The organism is Microbacterium invictum (assembly GCF_034421375.1).
In the GTDB taxonomy this organism is placed as follows: Bacteria; Actinomycetota; Actinomycetes; order Actinomycetales; family Microbacteriaceae; genus Microbacterium; species Microbacterium invictum_A.
On the sequence record NZ_CP139779.1, the window covers coordinates 3,406,393 to 3,422,288 of the forward strand.

The 15,896-nt window shown below is 70.7% G+C and carries 18 protein-coding genes and 1 tRNA gene; 6 read left to right on the plus strand and 13 right to left on the minus strand.

All coding sequences use genetic code 11. The annotated features are described in order from the left end of the window. Positions 1-22 precede the first annotated feature (22 nt). Positions 23-739: a potassium channel family protein gene (locus T9R20_RS16370; RefSeq protein WP_322410402.1), complete on the minus strand. Its 717-nt coding sequence runs from the start codon at positions 737-739 to the stop codon at positions 23-25. A gap of 119 nt (positions 740-858) precedes the next feature. Between T9R20_RS16370 and T9R20_RS16375 the strand changes: the two genes are divergently transcribed. After that, positions 859-2,241: a DUF2252 domain-containing protein gene (locus tag T9R20_RS16375; RefSeq protein ID WP_322410403.1), complete on the plus strand. Its 1,383-nt coding sequence runs from the start codon at positions 859-861 to the stop codon at positions 2,239-2,241. Here the strand turns inward: T9R20_RS16375 and T9R20_RS16380 are convergent. From T9R20_RS16380 to dnaK, 4 genes are read right to left on the minus strand one after another with little or no spacing between them, the layout of a single operon-like run. Next, on the minus strand, positions 2,238-2,699 hold the full coding sequence (locus T9R20_RS16380) for a heat shock protein transcriptional repressor HspR (protein WP_322410404.1): 462 nt from the start codon (positions 2,697-2,699) through the stop codon (positions 2,238-2,240). The genes T9R20_RS16375 and T9R20_RS16380 overlap by 4 nt on opposite strands. A 13-nt stretch (positions 2,700-2,712) precedes the next feature. Continuing rightward, positions 2,713-3,708, minus strand: coding sequence for a DnaJ C-terminal domain-containing protein (locus T9R20_RS16385; RefSeq protein ID WP_322410405.1), 996 nt, complete (start codon positions 3,706-3,708; stop codon positions 2,713-2,715). A 12-nt stretch (positions 3,709-3,720) separates the two neighbouring features. Then, positions 3,721-4,332, minus strand: coding sequence for a nucleotide exchange factor GrpE (locus T9R20_RS16390; RefSeq protein ID WP_322410406.1), 612 nt, complete (start codon positions 4,330-4,332; stop codon positions 3,721-3,723). Between the two features lie 2 nt (positions 4,333-4,334). Then, positions 4,335-6,209, minus strand: a complete 1,875-nt coding sequence (dnaK, locus tag T9R20_RS16395; protein ID WP_322410407.1) for a molecular chaperone DnaK — start codon at positions 6,207-6,209, stop codon at positions 4,335-4,337. Between the two features lie 211 nt (positions 6,210-6,420). On the opposite strand from dnaK, the gene T9R20_RS16400 reads away from it, so the two are divergent. After that, positions 6,421-7,815, plus strand: a complete 1,395-nt coding sequence (locus tag T9R20_RS16400) for an MFS transporter (protein WP_322410408.1) — start codon at positions 6,421-6,423, stop codon at positions 7,813-7,815. Between the two features lie 17 nt (positions 7,816-7,832). Here the strand turns inward: T9R20_RS16400 and T9R20_RS16405 are convergent, their stop codons facing one another. Beyond that, complete coding sequence (locus T9R20_RS16405) at positions 7,833-8,399, minus strand: MarR family winged helix-turn-helix transcriptional regulator (RefSeq protein ID WP_322410409.1); 567 nt, start codon at positions 8,397-8,399, stop codon at positions 7,833-7,835. Positions 8,400-8,514: 115 nt separating this feature from the next. Here T9R20_RS16405 and T9R20_RS16410 point away from each other — a divergent pair, with 115 nt between their 5' ends. Continuing rightward, the gene (locus T9R20_RS16410) at positions 8,515-9,108 is read left to right on the plus strand and encodes a hypothetical protein (protein WP_322410410.1); all 594 of its coding nucleotides are present in this window, start codon (positions 8,515-8,517) and stop codon (positions 9,106-9,108) included. Positions 9,109-9,119: 11 nt separating this feature from the next. On the opposite strand, the gene T9R20_RS16415 is transcribed toward T9R20_RS16410, so the two are convergent. Together T9R20_RS16415 and dcd are read right to left on the minus strand one after the other, a co-directional pair. Beyond that, on the minus strand, positions 9,120-9,278 hold the full coding sequence (locus T9R20_RS16415; protein WP_322410411.1) for a hypothetical protein: 159 nt from the start codon (positions 9,276-9,278) through the stop codon (positions 9,120-9,122). Positions 9,279-9,339: 61 nt separating this feature from the next. Then, on the minus strand, positions 9,340-9,945 hold the full coding sequence (gene dcd, locus T9R20_RS16420) for a dCTP deaminase (protein WP_322410412.1): 606 nt from the start codon (positions 9,943-9,945) through the stop codon (positions 9,340-9,342). Positions 9,946-10,006: 61 nt separating this feature from the next. Here dcd and T9R20_RS16425 point away from each other — a divergent pair. Next, positions 10,007-10,080: transfer RNA gene (locus T9R20_RS16425), tRNA-Gly, on the plus strand. 5 nt (positions 10,081-10,085) lie between these two features. Here the strand turns inward: T9R20_RS16425 and T9R20_RS16430 are convergent. Genes T9R20_RS16430 through T9R20_RS16440 form a run of 3 tightly spaced genes read right to left on the minus strand, consistent with a single transcriptional unit; the run spans position 10,086 to position 12,915 of the window. Beyond that, a complete protein-coding gene (locus T9R20_RS16430) occupies positions 10,086-10,745 on the minus strand; it encodes a GntR family transcriptional regulator (protein WP_322410413.1) in 660 nt (219 codons plus the stop codon). Between the two features lie 54 nt (positions 10,746-10,799). Continuing rightward, the gene (locus T9R20_RS16435) at positions 10,800-11,672 is read right to left on the minus strand and encodes an EamA family transporter (protein WP_322410414.1); all 873 of its coding nucleotides are present in this window, start codon (positions 11,670-11,672) and stop codon (positions 10,800-10,802) included. A gap of 13 nt (positions 11,673-11,685) precedes the next feature. Next, positions 11,686-12,915: a serine hydrolase domain-containing protein gene (locus T9R20_RS16440; protein ID WP_322410415.1), complete on the minus strand. Its 1,230-nt coding sequence runs from the start codon at positions 12,913-12,915 to the stop codon at positions 11,686-11,688. A gap of 138 nt (positions 12,916-13,053) precedes the next feature. On the opposite strand from T9R20_RS16440, the gene T9R20_RS16445 reads away from it, so the two are divergent. Together T9R20_RS16445 and T9R20_RS16450 are read left to right on the plus strand one after the other, a co-directional pair. Continuing rightward, complete coding sequence (locus T9R20_RS16445; RefSeq protein ID WP_322410416.1) at positions 13,054-13,362, plus strand: DUF2470 domain-containing protein; 309 nt, start codon at positions 13,054-13,056, stop codon at positions 13,360-13,362. A 52-nt stretch (positions 13,363-13,414) separates the two neighbouring features. Then, positions 13,415-14,068 (plus strand): biliverdin-producing heme oxygenase, encoded by a 654-nt coding sequence (locus T9R20_RS16450; protein WP_322410417.1) that lies wholly within the window; start codon positions 13,415-13,417, stop codon positions 14,066-14,068. Positions 14,069-14,071: 3 nt separating this feature from the next. Here T9R20_RS16450 and T9R20_RS16455 read toward each other — a convergent pair whose 3' ends face one another. Together T9R20_RS16455 and T9R20_RS16460 are read right to left on the minus strand one after the other, a co-directional pair. After that, positions 14,072-15,436, minus strand: a complete 1,365-nt coding sequence (locus T9R20_RS16455; protein ID WP_322410418.1) for an ATP-dependent DNA helicase — start codon at positions 15,434-15,436, stop codon at positions 14,072-14,074. Next, on the minus strand, positions 15,433-15,885 hold the full coding sequence (locus T9R20_RS16460; protein ID WP_322410419.1) for a MerR family transcriptional regulator: 453 nt from the start codon (positions 15,883-15,885) through the stop codon (positions 15,433-15,435). Before T9R20_RS16460 ends, T9R20_RS16455 begins: the two co-directional genes overlap by 4 nt. Between the last annotated feature and the right edge of the window lie 11 nt (positions 15,886-15,896).

Below are 15,896 nucleotides of genomic sequence, written 5' to 3' on the forward strand. Positions count from 1 at the left end.
CCGCCAGCGTAGGTGCGACGCGTCACCGCGCGGGCGGGTCTCCGAGCTTCGCGCTCACGGCGGCGAGCTGCTGCGCGAGCTCGCGCATCTGGCCGCGCGTGGCCGGCTCGTTGTCGTCGCCGGCGGTGGCGGCCGCGCGCTCGATCACCCACGACGACACCGTCGCCGTGACGACACCGACCACGGCGATGCCTCCGCACATCAGCAGCACGGCGACGATCCGACCCCACGTGGTGACCGGGTAGAAGTCCCCGTAGCCGACCGTGGTGATGGTGACGAAGGCCCACCACACCGCGTCGCCGAAGTTCTCGATGTTCGCGCCGGGCGCTCCGCGCTCCGCCTCCAGAACAGCGAGTGCGGCGATCCAGATGAGGATCGCCGCCGCCCCGGCCCCGTAGATCGCCACCCGGCTGCGGATCGCCGAGCCCGCCGTGCGCTGCAGCGCCTGAACGACCGTCAGGGCCCGCAGCAGTCGGAGCGGTCGGAGCGCCGGGATCGCCACGACGGCGAGGTCGAACAGGTGCCCGCGGAACCACTTCCACCGCGGCTCGGCGAGGGCGAACCGCACGACGTAGTCGACGGCGAAGACCACCCAGGTGACGCCGATGATGATGCGCGCGACGGCGTAGGCCGGCCCCTGCAGATCGGCGATCACCTGCCACGAGTACACGACGATGAAGATCACGGACGTGATGATGAGCGGCCAGTAGGTCAGCTGGTGCCACCGCTCTTGCGTCACGGCTCGACAGTAACGGCGTCCGCCCCGCTCCCCCGGGAGCGCACGCCGGTGGTGGCGGCGAGCGACCGAACCCCCTACGGTCTGATCAGACGGCGATGGCGCCGAGGGAAGGAGGCGTCATGCCTCGGGATCCGTGGATCGCACCCCCGACGCGTGCCGCTCACACGGCGGAGGGGAGGATCGAACGGGGACGCACGCCCCGCTCCGCCCTCGCGCATCTCGTTCCCGGCGATCGTGATCCGATGGCCGTGCTGGATGCCCAGGACGTCGACCGCGTGCCCGAGCTCGTGCCGCTGCGCACCGCACGGATGGGCGCGAGCGCGTTCGCGTTCTACCGCGGGAGCGCCGCGATCATGGCCGACGACCTGTCGCGCTGCCCGAGCACGAACATCTTCGTCGCCTCGTGCGGCGACGCGCACCTGTCGAACTTCGGTCTCTACGCCTCGCCCCAGCGGACGCTCGTGTTCGACCTGAACGATTTCGACGAGTCGGCCTGGGCCCCCTTCGAATGGGACGTCAAGCGCCTGACCACCAGCGTCGTCATCGCCGGGCGCGCGACCTCGCGCGACGACGCGGTGGTCGAGGATGCTGCGCGGCAGGCCGTCCGGACCTATCAGCGCGCCCTCCGCACCGGCGCGAAGCGTTCCCCCCTGGATCGATACTTCGACCATTTCGACGCCCTCGGCGCCCACCGCTCCGTCGACGCCGAGACAGCGGCCGTCGTCGAGCGGGCCGTGCGTTCGGCGCTGAAGCGCACCGGGGCGCGCGCAGCGCGCAAGCTCACGGGCACGGACGATCACGGCCGCGCGATGATCGTGGACGATCCGCCGGTGATGACCCACCTCCCGCCCGACGCCGAGGCGCGGGCGTGGCGGGTGTTCGACGAGTACCAGTTGTCGACGGGCGTCGACATCCGGCTCCTCCTGCAGAAGTACGCCATGGCCGATGTCGCCGCGCGCGTCGTCGGAGTGGGCAGCGTCGGAACGCGGTGCCTGCTGATCGCGCTCCAGGACGGCGACGGCGACGTACTCCTGCTGCAGGGGAAGGAGGCCGGCGAGAGCGTCCTCATCCAGTTCGGGCGCGCGCCGCAGCCTCCGGCGGTGCAGACCTTCATCGAGCACTACGGCAACGGCGGACGGGTCGTCGCGCTGCAGCGGATCCTGCAGGCGGTGTCCGACCCCTTCCTCGGGCACATCCGTCGCTCGACGACCGGCGCGCTCCGCGACTTCTACGTCCGGCAGTTCCACGACATGAAGGGCGGCTTCGACCCCGAGGTTATGGACGACGGACCGTTCCGCTGGTACGCGATGGCATGCGCGGCCGCCCTCGCCCGAGCCCACGGCCAATCCCCGGCGGTCGGGACGGCCGCGGGGTACGTCGGCGGCGGCGAGCGGTTCGCCGAGGCGATCGTCGCGTGGTCGTACGCCTACGCCGACGTGTCGTATCAGGACTGGCAGACCTTCCGCCGCCACCGCGCGATCGCAGAGGAGGCGCGCACCTAGGCCGACTCGTCCTCCGCCCCAGGAGAGAGCGGATGGCGCGGGCGCCACACGACCAGCTCGGTGGCGCGCCGCACGCGCGTGCCGTGGCGCAGGGTGACGACCGACCCGGTCGATCCCGCGGCGAAGACCCGGGCGCCAGGCCGCGACTGACGCTCGGCCTCGAGCTGCTGCTCGAGATCGCGCACGCGGCGCGTGAGGTCGTGCACCCGCTGTTCGAGGGAGATCAGACGCGCGATCGCGGGAAGGCTCATGCCGTCGGCCGAGAGCCGGGCGACCTCGCGCAGCTGCTCGACGTGACGGAGCGAATAGCGGCGCGAGCCGCCCTGCGTGCGGGCGGGGACGACGAGACCGAGACGGTCGTACTGACGCAGCGTCTGCGGATGCATACCCGACAGCTCCGCCGCCGCGGCGATCGCGAAGATCGGCGCGTCGCCATCGATCTCGACGTGGTCGGTCATCCGTCCTCCCGTGTCAGCCGCGCGCCTTGGCCATGAGGTCCGCGCGCGGATTCTCCTTCGGCTCCACCTCGTGGAAGCGCTCGAGCGCTTCGCGCGCGGCGCCCTCGAGGTGGGACGGCACGACCACCTGCACCTCGGCGAGGAGGTCGCCGGTGCCCTTCTGCGTCGCGACGCCGCGCCCCTTGACGCGCAGCACGCGTCCCGACGGGGTACCCGGCGCGACGCGCAGCTTCACCGGGTCGCCCCCGAGCGTCGGAACCTCGATCGTGGCCCCGAGCGCCGCCTCGGTGAAGGTCACCGGCACCACCACGCGCAGATTCAGTCCCTCGCGGGTGAACACCGGGTGAGACCGCACGGTCACCTGCACGACGATGTCGCCGCTCTCTCCTCCGTCGGGCGAGGGGCGTCCGCGTCCGCGGAGGCGGATGCGCTGCCCGTCCGAGACCCCGGCGGGGATCTTGACCTTGAAGGGCTTGCCGTCCTCACCCTGCAGGGTGATGGTCTCGCCCTTGGTGGCAGTGACGAAGTCGATCGTCGTGCGTGCCGTGACGTCCGCGCCCCTGGTGGGGCCGCCGAAGCCGCGGAACCCGCCGGTCGGCTGACCGAACCGGCCCGAGCCGAAGCTCCCGCCCTGCTGCTGGTTGAACATCGAGAAGATGTCGTCGAAGTCGGCGGACTCGTAACGACCCCCGCCGCCCCGCCCCTGACCGAACGCGCTGAAGACGTCCTCGAATCCGCCGGCGCCCGGGCCGCCCGCGGTGAAGCGGGCGCCCGAGCCCATGGCACGGATCTGGTCGTACTCGGCGCGCTGTTCGGGGTCGGAGAGCACGGCGTACGCCTCGCTGATCTCCTTGAACTTCGCCTCGGCCGTCGCATCCCCCGGCTTGGAGTCCGGGTGGTACTGCCGAGCGAGCTTGCGGTAGGTCTTCTTCAGGTCGATGTCGGAGACCTCTTTGGAGACCCCCAGGACTTTGTAGAAGTCCTTCTCGAACCAGTCCTGGCTCGCCATCGCGTCTCCGGCCTACTCTGCCGGCACCGCGACGACGACCTTGGCCGGCCGCAGCTCGATGGAACCGAGCCGGTAACCAGTCTCGACCACCTCGAGGATGGTCGCCTCGGTCGCGCCGGGGGTCGGCTGCTGGAAGATCGCCTCGTGGTGCTGCGGATCGAAGGCCTCGCCGGCGGCTCCGTACGCCTCCACGCCCATGCGCTCCACGACCGCCCGCACCTTGTCGGCGATGGCGGCGAAGGGCGTGCCCTCGACGAGGTCACCGTGCTTGGCGGCACGGTCGAGGTCGTCGAGCACGGGGATGAGGCCCTTGGCGGCCGCCCCCTTGGCCCGCTCGATCTCGATCTCGCGCTGGTCCTCGGTGCGCCGGCGGTAGTTGGCGTACTCGGCCTGCAGACGCTTGAGGTCGGTGAGCAGCTGCGACTCGAGCGCCTCGACGCGATCGGCGACGGCGTCGGTGTCATCCGCTGCCGCCGCATCGGCGGACTGGGCGGCGCCGAGGATGTCGTCGACCGTCAGGTCGTGCGCATCCTCGCCGCCGGCAGCACCGTCAGCCGACTCGGGCGACGAGGCGTCCTCGGGCTGGTCGCCCGGGAACGTGGGGTCGTCCTTGTCCTTCGCCATGGTTACTTCTTTTCTTCCTCGTCGTCGATGACCTCGGCGTCGACCACGTCCTCGTCGTTCGAGGCCTGGTCGCCCTCGGGCGCACCCTCACCGCCGGCGGCACCGGACGCGTCGGCCTGCGGGGCCGACTGGTTCGCCGCGTAGATGGCCTCGCCGATCTTGCCCTGTGACTGCGACAGCTTGTCGAACGCCGACTTCACCGCGTCGTCGTCGTCGCCGGCGAGCGCGGTCTTCAGCGCGTCGACGTCGGCCTGGACCGACTCCTTGACGTCGGCGGGGAGCTTGTCGTCGTTGTCCTTCAGAAGCTTGTCCACGGAGTAGGCGAGGGTCTCGGCCTGGTTTCGGACCTCAGCGGCCTCGCGGCGCTTCTTGTCCTCGGCAGCGTGCTCCTCGGCCTCGCGCACCATGCGCTCGATGTCGTCCTTCGGCAGCGACGAGCCGCCGGTGATCGTCATCGACTGCTCCTTGCCGGTGCCCTTGTCCTTCGCCGAGACGTGGACGATGCCGTTGGCGTCGATGTCGAAGGTGACCTCGATCTGGGGGATGCCACGCGGGGCCGGCGCGATGCCGGTCAGCTCGAACGTCCCCAGCGGCTTGTTGTCGCGGGTGAACTCGCGCTCGCCCTGGAAGACCTGGATCGCCACCGACGGCTGATTGTCGTCGGCCGTGGTGAAGGTCTCGCTGCGCTTGGTCGGGATGGCGGTGTTGCGCTCGATCAGCTTGGTCATGATGCCGCCCTTGGTCTCGATGCCGAGGCTCAGGGGGGTGACGTCGATCAGCAGGACGTCCTTGCGCTCGCCCTTCAGCACGCCGGCCTGGAGGGCTGCGCCCACGGCGACGACCTCATCGGGGTTGACGCCCTTATTGGGCTCCTTGCCGGCCTCGCGCTGGACGAGCTCCGACACCGCGGGCATGCGGGTCGAGCCGCCGACGAGCACCACGTGCGCGATGTCGCCCACCTTGATGCCGGCCTCGCGGATGACGTCCTCGAACGGCTTCTTGGTGCGGTCGAGGAGGTCCTTGGTGAGGTCCTCGAACTTCGCGCGGGTGATCGTCTCCGACAGCGACACCGGGCCCGAGTCGGTCAGAGACAGGTAGGGCAGGTTGACGCTCGTCGAGGTCGAGCTCGACAGCTCCTTCTTGGCCTGCTCCGCGGCCTCCTTGAGGCGCTGCAGGGCGATCTTGTCGCCCGAGACGTCGACGCCGGTGGTGTCTTTGAACTGCTTGATGAAGTACTCCACCAGGCGCTGGTCCCAGTCGTCACCGCCGAGGCGGTTGTCACCGGCGGTCGAGCGGACCTGGATGGTGGAGAAGTCGTCGTCCTTGCCCACCTCGAGGAGGGAGACGTCGAAGGTACCGCCACCGAGGTCGAAGACGAGGATGAGCTCGTCCTCCTTGCCCTTGTCGAGGCCGTACGCAAGGGCCGCGGCGGTGGGCTCGTTGATGATGCGCAGGACGTTCAGGCCCGCGATCTCACCGGCCTCCTTGGTGGCCTGACGCTCGGCGTCGTTGAAGTACGCCGGAACGGTGATGACCGCGTCGGTCACGGTGTCGCCGAGGTACTGCTCGGCGTCGCGCTTGAGCTTCTGCAGGATGCGTGCCGAGATCTCCTGCGGCGTCCACTTCTTGCCGTCGACCTCGAAGGTCCAGTTCGTGCCCATGTGGCGCTTGACGCTCGAGACGGTGCGGTCGACGTTGGTGACCGCCTGACGCTTGGCGGTCTCGCCGACGAGGATCTCGCCGTCCTTGGTGTAGGCGACCACCGAGGGGGTGGTGCGGAATCCCTCGGCGTTCGCGATGACCTTGGGCTCGCCGCCCTCCAGCACCGCGACGACGGAGTTCGTGGTTCCGAGGTCGATACCAACAGCACGTGCCATGTTGTGTTTCTCCTTTTCACGGGGCCGAGAGCCTCGACCCGGGGCGTTGTCCGAAAGTCTGTGAGCGAGAATTGAGTCGCGTTGGCTCAACACTACGCCGCGCCGCGGCATCCGTCAAATGAACTTGATATGAATCGGCTCAACTTCGGATGCCGCGCCGCGGGGCTCTTGGCTTCTTCCCCCGTTCACCAAAGAGGCCTAGCGTGACGACATGACCGCACCCGCCGAGGGCGTGCCGCCCGCCACCGCCGACAGCGCCGCCATCCCCGTCATGGGTCTGGACCTGCGGGAGGACGCCGCTGCACCGCGGCGGCAGATCTACGCCTGGGCGCTGTGGGACTGGGCGACGCAGCCGTTCAACACGGTCATCCTCACCTTCATCTTCACCGCCCTGTACCTCACGACCGACGTCTTCCTCCCGGCCGACATCGCGGCCCTCCCCGACGATGCGCCGGCGAAGGAGGCCGCCCTTGCCGACCTCGCGGTGGGTCTGGGATGGGGCGGGACCGTCGCCGGGCTGCTGATCCTCGCCATCGCCCCGATCCTCGGCCAGCAGGCCGACGCCCGCGGGCGTCAGAAGCTCTGGCTCGGCATCGGCACGGGCGCGCTCATCCTCTGCATGTTCGGCCTCTGGTTCGTCGAGCCCGCGCCGACCTTCTTCTGGCTGGGTGTCGCCCTCATCTCGGCCGGAACGGTCTTCGGCGAGATCGCGGCGGTGAACTCCAACGCCATGCTCATCGGCATCGCGAACCGCAAGACGATCGGTCGGGTGTCGGGCCTCGGCTGGGGCTTCGGCTACCTCGGCGGCATCGTCGCCCTCGTGCTGGTGATCGTCTTCTACAGCGCCGACTGGTTCGGCATCTCCGACGCCGACGGACTGCCGTTCCGGATCATCGCCGTGGGCTGCGCGATCTGGGCGATCGTCTTCTCGATCCCGATCTTCCTCGCCGTTCCCGAACCCTCCGTCGGGCGACCGGAGCGCAAGGTGGGCTTCTTCGCCGCCTACGGACTGCTCGCCCGCGACGTCATCGGCCTGTACAAGAATCCCGGAACGCGTCAGACCTTCTGGTTCCTCCTCGCCAGCGCCGTCTTCCGCGACGGACTCGGCGGCGTCTTCGCCTTCGGAGCGGTCATCGCCGCGCAGGTGTTCGGATTCGAGTTCCTCGAACTGGTGATCTTCGGCGTCGCGGCGAATCTCATCGCCGGAGTCTCGACCATCATCGCGGGGCGCTTCGACGACCGGTTCGGGCCGAAGGTGGTCATCATGGTCTCGCTGATCTCGATGGTCGTCGCGGGGCTCGCGGTCTTCTTCCTCGTCGACGCCGGCACCACGGTCTTCTGGATCGGCGGCCTTGTGCTCTGCGCCTTCGTGGGGCCGGCACAGGCGGCGGCGCGGTCGTTCCTGTCCCGCGTCACGCCCGCGGGCCGCGAGGGCGAGATCTTCGGTCTCTACGCCACGACCGGGCGCGCTGCCAGCTGGATGGCCGCGGCGATGTGGTCGGTGTTCATCGTCGTCGGCGGCACGACGGTGTTCGGCATCCTCGGGATCATCCTGGTGCTGCTCATCGGACTGCTCCTCCTGCTTCCCGTCCGCGCCCCGCGCTGAGCGGCGACCCGCTCGGATCACCCGCCGAGGTTGTCGGCGAGCTTGGACAGCAGGCGCGCCAGCTCGGCTCGTTCCTCCGCGTCGAAGCCCTCCAGAGCACGGGCGATGGCCTCACGGCGCTCGCCCCGGAACCCGCGCACCATCCGCCGCCCGCCCTCGGTCAGGGCGACGCGCGTACGCCGGGCATCATCGGGGTCGGCCTCGCGGCGCACGAGATCGAGCTCCACGCACTGCTGCACGAGCCGCGACGCCCGCGGCTGGTCGACGCCGACCGCCTCGCCGATCTCGCCGACGCTCAGCGGATGCGACGCCGCGGCGAGGGCCTCGAGGAGGCGCAGCCGGGCCGGCCCGCTGAAGTGCGGGGGGATCATCCCCTCGGGTCCGGTCGCAGGGGGCCGGCGGCGGCCGTGCGGGCCGGGTCCGGGCCACGGATGCCGCGGACCGGCGCTCTGCGCCTCGCCTCGCCCCGCCCAGGGCGGTCCGCCGCGTCGGGGCCGTAGGCGCGCGAGAGCCGCGGCGATCTGATCGGCGGCGACGGCGGGGTCCCCCGCGTCGGGGCTCGGGTCGGTCGGCGCATCGCTCACCGAGCCAGAATACATGCCACTTGACATACATCCGGGATGCATGTCACACTGCATGTACATGCTTCATGACATACAAATCTGCGTCGCATTAGGCGACGCTGTGAAAGGACACCCCATGAACACCGAATCACGCGATACCCCGCACCCCGCAGACCGCCCGCTCGGCTTCTGGCTCCGCGCGACCGATGCCCTGATCTCGCGAGAGGTCGACGCCGCTCTCGCCGCCCATGACGCCGACCGGCGCGAATGGATGGTGCTGAACGTCCTGGCCGGCGAGGTCGATGCGCGGGGCTTCCGTGAGCGCCTGGCCCGCAAGCCGAAGATGCTCCGCCACCTCGCTGATCGCGGACTCATCGCCCGTGAGGGCGATGACTGGACCCTCACGGCCGAGGGGCGCGCTCGGCGCGATCTCCTCGCCGAGACCGTCACCGGCATCCGGGCGCGCGTCGCCGGTGCCGTCTCACCCGAGGACTACCGGACGACGATCGCCTCCCTCGAGGCCATCGCCCGAGAACTCGGTTTCTCCGAGGAAGACCCGCGTCCCTGGCGGGAAGGCCCGCGGCACCCGCGTCACCGCTTCGGCCTGCGCCCGTTCGGGCCCGGCGAACCGCGCCCCGGCGAGGGAGGCGGCCCCGGGCCGCGTTTCGGCGGCAACCCGCACCACGGCTTCCGCGGTGCGGGTCCGCGTCCCGACGCGGACGCGGTCTGATAGCAGCGGGATCAGGTCTGGCGGCGGATGAAGCGCATCAGGTAGGCGATCACGGCCAGGACGAGGAGCACGATGCCGAGCCAGAGAAGGAACTTCACCGCCTCGACGAACACGCCGAGGAGGAGCAGCACGATGCCGACGACGAGGAGGATGAGTGCGAGTGCAGGCATGGCCCCAGCCTCGCCCGTCCCCTTCCCGACGGCAAAGGCTTGACAGCCGAGCCCGTGGCGTTCAGGCGCCGCGGGCGCCGGCGTCGGTCGCGCCGACGTCGGTCACGTGGAAGTTCAGGTGGGAGCGCGACGCCGTCGGACCCCGCTGCCCCTGGTACCGGTTGCCGTAGGGCCCTGACCCGTAGGGCGTCTCGGTGGGCGAGGACAGGCGGAAGAAGCACAGCTGCCCGATCTTCATCCCCGGCCAGAGCTTGATCGGCAGGGTCGCCACATTCGACAGTTCGAGCGTGACGTGCCCGGTGAAACCGGGATCGATGAAGCCCGCCGTGGAGTGGGTGAGAAGACCGAGCCGTCCCAGGGACGACTTCCCCTCCAGGCGCGCGGCGATGTCGTCGGGCAGGCTCACCTGCTCGAACGTCGCCCCGAGCGCGAACTCGCCGGGGTGCAGGATGAACGGCTCCGCCGGGTCGACCTCGATGAGGTGGGTCAGGTCGGGCTGGTCCAGCGCCGGGTCGATGAAAGGGTACTTGTGGTTGTCGAACAGCCGGAAGTACCTGTCCAGGCGCACGTCGACGCTCGAGGGCTGCACCATCTCGGGGTCCCACGGCGCCAGACCGATGCGCTCGGCGTCGATCTCGGAGCGGATGTCGCGGTCGCTCAGCAGCACGCGGATCAGACTATCGCTGTCGCTGGTGTTATCCTTGCGAGGCGCTTCGGGCGCACCCTCCGGGGGTGTAGTTCAATGGCAGAACATCAGCTTCCCAAGCTGAGAGCGCGGGTTCGATTCCCGTCACCCCCTCCATCTCTTCAGTCGGCCCGCTTCGTCGCGGTGACCGGCAGCGTGTGCCACGTCTCGTACGCCATCGCGGCCGCGGCAGCGGCATCCCCCATCTCGCACAGCGCGATGAACCGTTCGTGACGCTCGGCGGCCGCGGGCGCGTCACTGCCGAAGCGCAGGCGCTCGGCCCGGCGGACGATCGGGCCGAACTGCTCGAGCACCGTCTCGACGGCGGCGTTCCCGAGCGCTGCGACGGGAACGGCGTGCAGGTCGTCGTCGGCTTCGAGCGCCGCCGTCACGTCCCCGCGCTCGGCGGCGGCGGTGAAGCGCCGGTTGGCGGCGCGCATGCGCGCGATGTCGTCCGGCGTGAGCCGTCCCACGGTCTCGCGGACGGCGAGCTCGTGGAGGGCGGCGACGACGTCGCGCGCGTCGCGGAGCGACGTCTCGTCGATGAGGCTCACGGTGGTGGAGCGACCTGGCTGGGCCACGACGAGCCCGCTGCTGCTGAGGCGCAACAGGGCCTCGCGCACGGGGGTGCGGCTCACCCCGAGCCACGCGGCGAGGTCGCCGTCCTTCAGCTGCTCGCCCGGCTCGAAGGTGCCGTCGACGATCGCGTCGCGCAGGCGCCGGTAGACGTCATCGCGCAGGAGGCTCCGAGGAAGCGAAGGGGAGGCGGGAGGGATCGGCACCTGACATATTGCACACAGTGTGCGGCTCGACCGCAAGCGGACCGCGGCCCGGCCCTAGGCCAGCGGCTCGGCGGTCTCGCGGGCGGCGCGCGCCGACGACCGCACGGCGCCGATGCTCGCCGCGATCACGAGGGCGATTCCCACCAGCTCGAGCCAGGCGAGCTCCTGGCCGAGGAGCACGAACCCGGCGAGGGCGGCGGTGGCGGGGGCGAGGCTCATCAGGATCGCGAACGCCGCGGCGGGGAGCCGGCGGAGGGCGATGAGCTCGAGCGCGTACGGGATGGTCGACGACAGCACCGCCACCGCGGCGCCGAGGGCGAGGAGGTCGAGGCGAAGCAGCGCCGACCCGGCATCCCAGATCCCCAGCGGCAGCATCACCACGGCGCCGACCGCCATCGCGATCGCAAGGCCGTCGAGGCCCCGGAACTCCCGACCGACCCGCGCCGAGGCGAGGATGTAGAACGCCCAGCTCGCCGCCGCCCCGAGCGCGTAGAGCACCCCGATCGGGTCGAGCCGGTCCCATCCCCCGCCGCCGAGTGCGACCACGCCGGCGAAGGCGAGCACGGCCCACAGCCACGCCGATGCCCGCCGTGAGGCGACGATCGACAGGACGAGGGGGCCGAGCACCTCGATCGTGACCGTCACCCCGAGGGCGAGGCGCTCGAGCGCGAGGTAGAACAGTCCGTTCATCAGCGCCAGCACCAGACCGAACAGGATGACTGCGCGCCAGGCCGCCCGCGAATGCCCGCGCAGTGCGGGCCGGGCGATCGCCAGCAGCAGCACGGCGGAGAACGCCAGGCGCAGCAGCACCATGCCGAGGGGCCCGACCTGCGGGAACAGCAGCACGGCGATGGAGGCGCCCACCTCCTGGCAGGCCAGACCCGCCACCACGAGGAGGACCGCGGGGCTCGGCGCCCGGGCGCTCACGACACCCGCGCGGTCACGGGAGGGGGCAGATCGCGTTCTGGGCGATCGCGTCGCGCTGCTGCTCGGGCGTCCAGGGCAGACCCGCCTCGGGCGCGGTCTGGCCGGAGGCGGCGGGCGCCTTGGACGCGATCGCCGCGAGCTGCCACGCCAGGAACGCCCCGATGCCGTCGGAGGCGCGCGAGTTGTTCAGCGACACGGCGACGGTGAGGCCGGTCTGCGGATCGGCGAAGGTGGCGGTGATGTACCCGGGGGTCGAGCCGTACTGGCCGATCATCGACCCGGCCTGGACGACGCCCCCGGCCGTGGTCTGCCACGAGGGAGCGCCGTCGTAGGGCGGGAGGGGCGCGTCGTAGCGCTCGTCGGTGTCGACGCCGAGCGCGTTGGCCGCGAGCCCCTGGGCGTAGCGGCCGAGGTCGTCGATCGTCGAGACGACGCCGGCGTCCGTCCAGCCGAAGCTCGCCGAGGCCTCGGTGATGTTCAGCGGCTCGGCGCAGTTCACACCGCCATCCGCATCGGGCGACCACAGCCCGTCGAGCACCGCCCCCTCCGCGGAGGGAGCGGCTCCGGCGGCGCCCGGGAGCCGGGTGGCGTCGAGGGCCAGAGGCTCGAAGACCTCGTCCTGCAGGACCTCCGCCGCCGAGCGTCCGGTCGCGCGCTCCAGGACGAGACCTGCCAGCAAATACCCCGAGTCGGAGTCGCGGTAGGCGGCGCCGGGCGCCACGTCGGCGGTGGTGCCGACGCCGTAGCCGGCGAGCTCGCGCGGGTTCCAGACACGATCGGGCGTGGTGAGGAAGCTGCCCTGCAGCCGCGGCGCGTAGTCGCCGAGGCCCGAGGTGCCGTCGCAGAGCTGCTCGACGGTGATGTCGGCGAGTCCGGCGAACCCCGAGACGTAGTCGGTGATCGGCGCGTCGAGGTCGACCAGCCCTCGTTCGGCGACGAGGTACACCGCGTCGCAGGTCATCGCGCGGGTCACCTGACCGACGCGGAAGGTGCTGTCGGCGGATGTCTCCGACCCGCCGGGTGCGGTCGTCCCGACCCCCGACACCCACGATCCGCTCCACGGCGCCCACACGCCCACCACGGCCCCGGAGGATCCCGTCGCGGCCATGGCGAAGGTCACCGCGTCCTGCAGCTGGGTCACCATGTCGTCGGGGAGCGAGCCCTCGACCTGCGCGGGGACGTCGATCGTCACGGTCCGGTCGGGCGAGCAGGCCGCGAGTCCCGCCGCGAGAGCCCCGGTCACGACCACCGCGAGGGCACCACGAACAGCGCGCGATCGAGTCGAACGCAGCCGCATGTCACCCCCAGGAGCATCGTCGTCCTCGGAGAATCTAAGCACACGGGGGCTGGATGAACGCCCCGCGTCGTAGGGTGGTCAGCTGTGACCCACCGGTTCGATGAGAGTGCCGTCGCGGCGATCCTCCGCCACATGAACGACGACCACCGCGACGACAATCTGCTCATCGTGCGCGCGTTCGGCCCGGCCGGGACGTATCGATCGGCGCGGATGACCGGGCTCGACGGCGCAGGCGGCGACTGGGCCGCGGTCACGGAGCACGGTGACGAGGTGACGGTGCGCGTGGACTGGCCCGGCGGTGCGATCACCGAGCGCCCCGAGGTGCGACGCGAGATCGTGGCGCTGTACGACGAGGCATGCCGACGCCTGGGCGTCACGCCCCGGCCGCACTGAATCCGCCGATCCGCGCTGGTTAGGTGACCCTAAGTCGCCTATGATGAGGCGCATGGCCGACCTCATCCCGTTCTCGGCGGCGCTGCGCGAACGCTCGAGCAGCGCGCACTCCTCGAGCGAGCGCTCCGGCTTCATGGCCGACCTCATCGAGGGTGCCGGAACCCGCGAGGACTACATCGCGCTGGCCGCCCAGCACTGGTACATCTACGAGGCGCTGGAATCCGCCGCCGAGCGGATGCGCCGCGACCCCGTGGCATCCGTCTTCATCTCCGACAAGCTGACGCGGCTCCCCGCCCTCGAAGCCGACCTCGCCTTCCTCCTCGATGCCGACTGGCGAGAGCGCATCAGCCCCCTGCCGACCACCCGCGCCTACGTGGAGCGCATCCGGCAGGTCGGGGCGACCTGGCCGGGCGGATTCGTCGCGCACCACTACACCCGCTACCTCGGCGACCTGTCGGGGGGACTCTTCATCGGGCGCCTGATGGCGCGACGATTCGGGTTCGACACGAACGGCATCGGGTTCTACCTCTTCGACGAGATCGCCGACCCGCGGGCGTTCAAGGAGGTCTACCGCGAGCAGCTCGACGCCGCTCCGTGGGACGCCGACGAGCAGGAGCGGGTCATTGACGAGGTGCTGCGCGCGTACCGCTTCAACACCGCGCTGTTCGAGGACCTCGCCGCCGCGAAAGCCGACGCCGTCGCCTGAGGATCAGGATGCCGCGGGGCGGCGCACATGCTCGTGCATCCACCGAGCGACATCCGGATCCACCCGAATGTCGCTCGGGCGCAGCGGCCGGGAGAGATACAGCCCGTCGAGCGAGGTGAGCCTCGACAGCGCCACGTAGGTCTGACCGGGGGCGAATGCGCCGGAGCCGAGGTCGATGACGGCACGGTCGTAGGTCTTCCCCTGCGACTTGTGGATCGTCACCGCCCACGCCAGCCGCAGCGGGAACTGGGTGAACTCCGCCACGACCTCGCGCGTCAGCGTCCGCGAGCCGGCGTTGTAGGCGTAGCGGAACCTCTCCCACACGGCGGGTTCGACGTCGAACTCCTGCCCGTCGACCTCGACGCGCACGGTGCCGCCGGCGATGCGGGTGACGGTGCCGATCGTGCCGTTGACCCACCGCGGCGGGTCGCCGTAGCCCTGGGTGTCGTTGCGCAGGAACATCACCTGCGCGCCCACCTTGAGCTTCAGCTCGGTGTCGGCGGGGTAGTTGGCCTCGCCGCGGCCGAAGTCGCCGTTGATCTCGGCGACGGCGGTCTGCTCGCGGCCGACGAGCTCGGTGAGGTGGCGGCGGTTGATGTTGTTGACGATGTCGTTGCGGGTGGCGAGGGTGATGATCGGGTGTTCGCCGTCGTCGGGGTGCGGGGGCGTGCGGGCACCGGTGTCGTTGAGCACCTGGGCGATGTCGGCGGTGACCCGCCCGTGACGGACGGCGTTGAGCATGGCCTTGAACGCGGGGTCGGCCTGCCGGTGGATCTCGGCGAGCTCGCGCACGTGCAGTGAGGCGCCGTAGGCGCCCAGATCCATCAGTCCGTCGCCGGACACCTCGCCGGTCCAGACCTTGGCGTCGAAGAACCAGAACGACCGGTAGTGGTCGCGGATGTAGCGCATCTCGTCGCCCCGCGGCGGCACCGGAGCGAGCTGATAGGGGTCGCCGAACATGACGATCTGCACACCGCCGAACGGCTCGGCGCGGCGGCCGCGCGCCTGGCGCAGGGCGCGATCGATGCCGTCCATCAGGTCGGCGTTGACCATCGAGATCTCGTCGATGACCAGGGTGTCGATGGCGTTGAGGATGCGACGGGTCGCGTCGGACTGATCGAGGTCGGTGTCGGCGATGAGCCCGATCGGCAGCCGGAACAGCGAGTGGATCGTCTGGCCCTCGACGTTGAGCGCGGCGACGCCGGTCGGGGCGCACACTGCGATCTGCTTGGAGGTGTTCCAGGCCAGGTGCTGCAGCAGCGTCGACTTGCCGGTGCCGGCGCGGCCCGTGACGAAGACGTGGTCACGGGAGTCTTCGATGAGCCGGAACAGCGCCTCCTGCTCGGGGGAGAGCGCGGGCGTGGTCACCGGTTCATGGTAGACGGATGCCGCGGCTCGCCGTCATCGGCTGTGGGCCAGCGCCGGGTTCCCGCGACCACGCCGGTGACGATCTCGCGGAACCGCGGGCAGGTCGCGATGTCGTGCGCCCGGCACCGGAGGGCGTGCTCGGTCATGCGGCGCGACCGCTCCATCTCGGCCATCCGCTCGGCGAGGTCGGCCAGGTGCGCCTCGAGCACCCGGTGCCGTTCGGGCGCCTCGTCGTCGAGCAGCACGCGGATCTGCTCGAGCGACATCCCCGCCGCCTTGCTCCGGACGATCACGGCGATCCTCACGAGGTCGGCCTCGCCGTAGCGGCGTCGTCCGCCGCCGTCGCGTGCGGGGGCGAGGAGTCCGGTGTCCTCCCAGTGACGCAGGACGTGGGTGGGCAGCGAGAAGCGCGCCGCCGCATCGCCGACGGACAGACAGCTTGACTTCATGTCGACATGAA

What these genes read in the sequence shown, in the direction of transcription:
- T9R20_RS16415 (WP_322410411.1), bottom strand. Translation starts at nt 9,278, where the DNA reads ATGCCTGCACTCGCACTCATCCTCCTCGTCGTCGGCATCGTGCTGCTC.
- T9R20_RS16450 (WP_322410417.1), top strand. Translation starts at nt 13,415, where the DNA reads ATGGCCGACCTCATCCCGTTCTCGGCGGCGCTGCGCGAACGCTCGAGC.
- T9R20_RS16390 (WP_322410406.1), bottom strand. Translation starts at nt 4,332, where the DNA reads ATGGCGAAGGACAAGGACGACCCCACGTTCCCGGGCGACCAGCCCGAG.
- dnaK (WP_322410407.1), bottom strand. Translation starts at nt 6,209, where the DNA reads ATGGCACGTGCTGTTGGTATCGACCTCGGAACCACGAACTCCGTCGTC.
- T9R20_RS16460 (WP_322410419.1), bottom strand. Translation starts at nt 15,885, where the DNA reads ATGAAGTCAAGCTGTCTGTCCGTCGGCGATGCGGCGGCGCGCTTCTCG.
- T9R20_RS16375 (WP_322410403.1), top strand. Translation starts at nt 859, where the DNA reads ATGCCTCGGGATCCGTGGATCGCACCCCCGACGCGTGCCGCTCACACG.
- T9R20_RS16400 (WP_322410408.1), top strand. Translation starts at nt 6,421, where the DNA reads ATGACCGCACCCGCCGAGGGCGTGCCGCCCGCCACCGCCGACAGCGCC.
- T9R20_RS16385 (WP_322410405.1), bottom strand. Translation starts at nt 3,708, where the DNA reads ATGGCGAGCCAGGACTGGTTCGAGAAGGACTTCTACAAAGTCCTGGGG.
- T9R20_RS16380 (WP_322410404.1), bottom strand. Translation starts at nt 2,699, where the DNA reads ATGACCGACCACGTCGAGATCGATGGCGACGCGCCGATCTTCGCGATC.
- T9R20_RS16410 (WP_322410410.1), top strand. Translation starts at nt 8,515, where the DNA reads ATGAACACCGAATCACGCGATACCCCGCACCCCGCAGACCGCCCGCTC.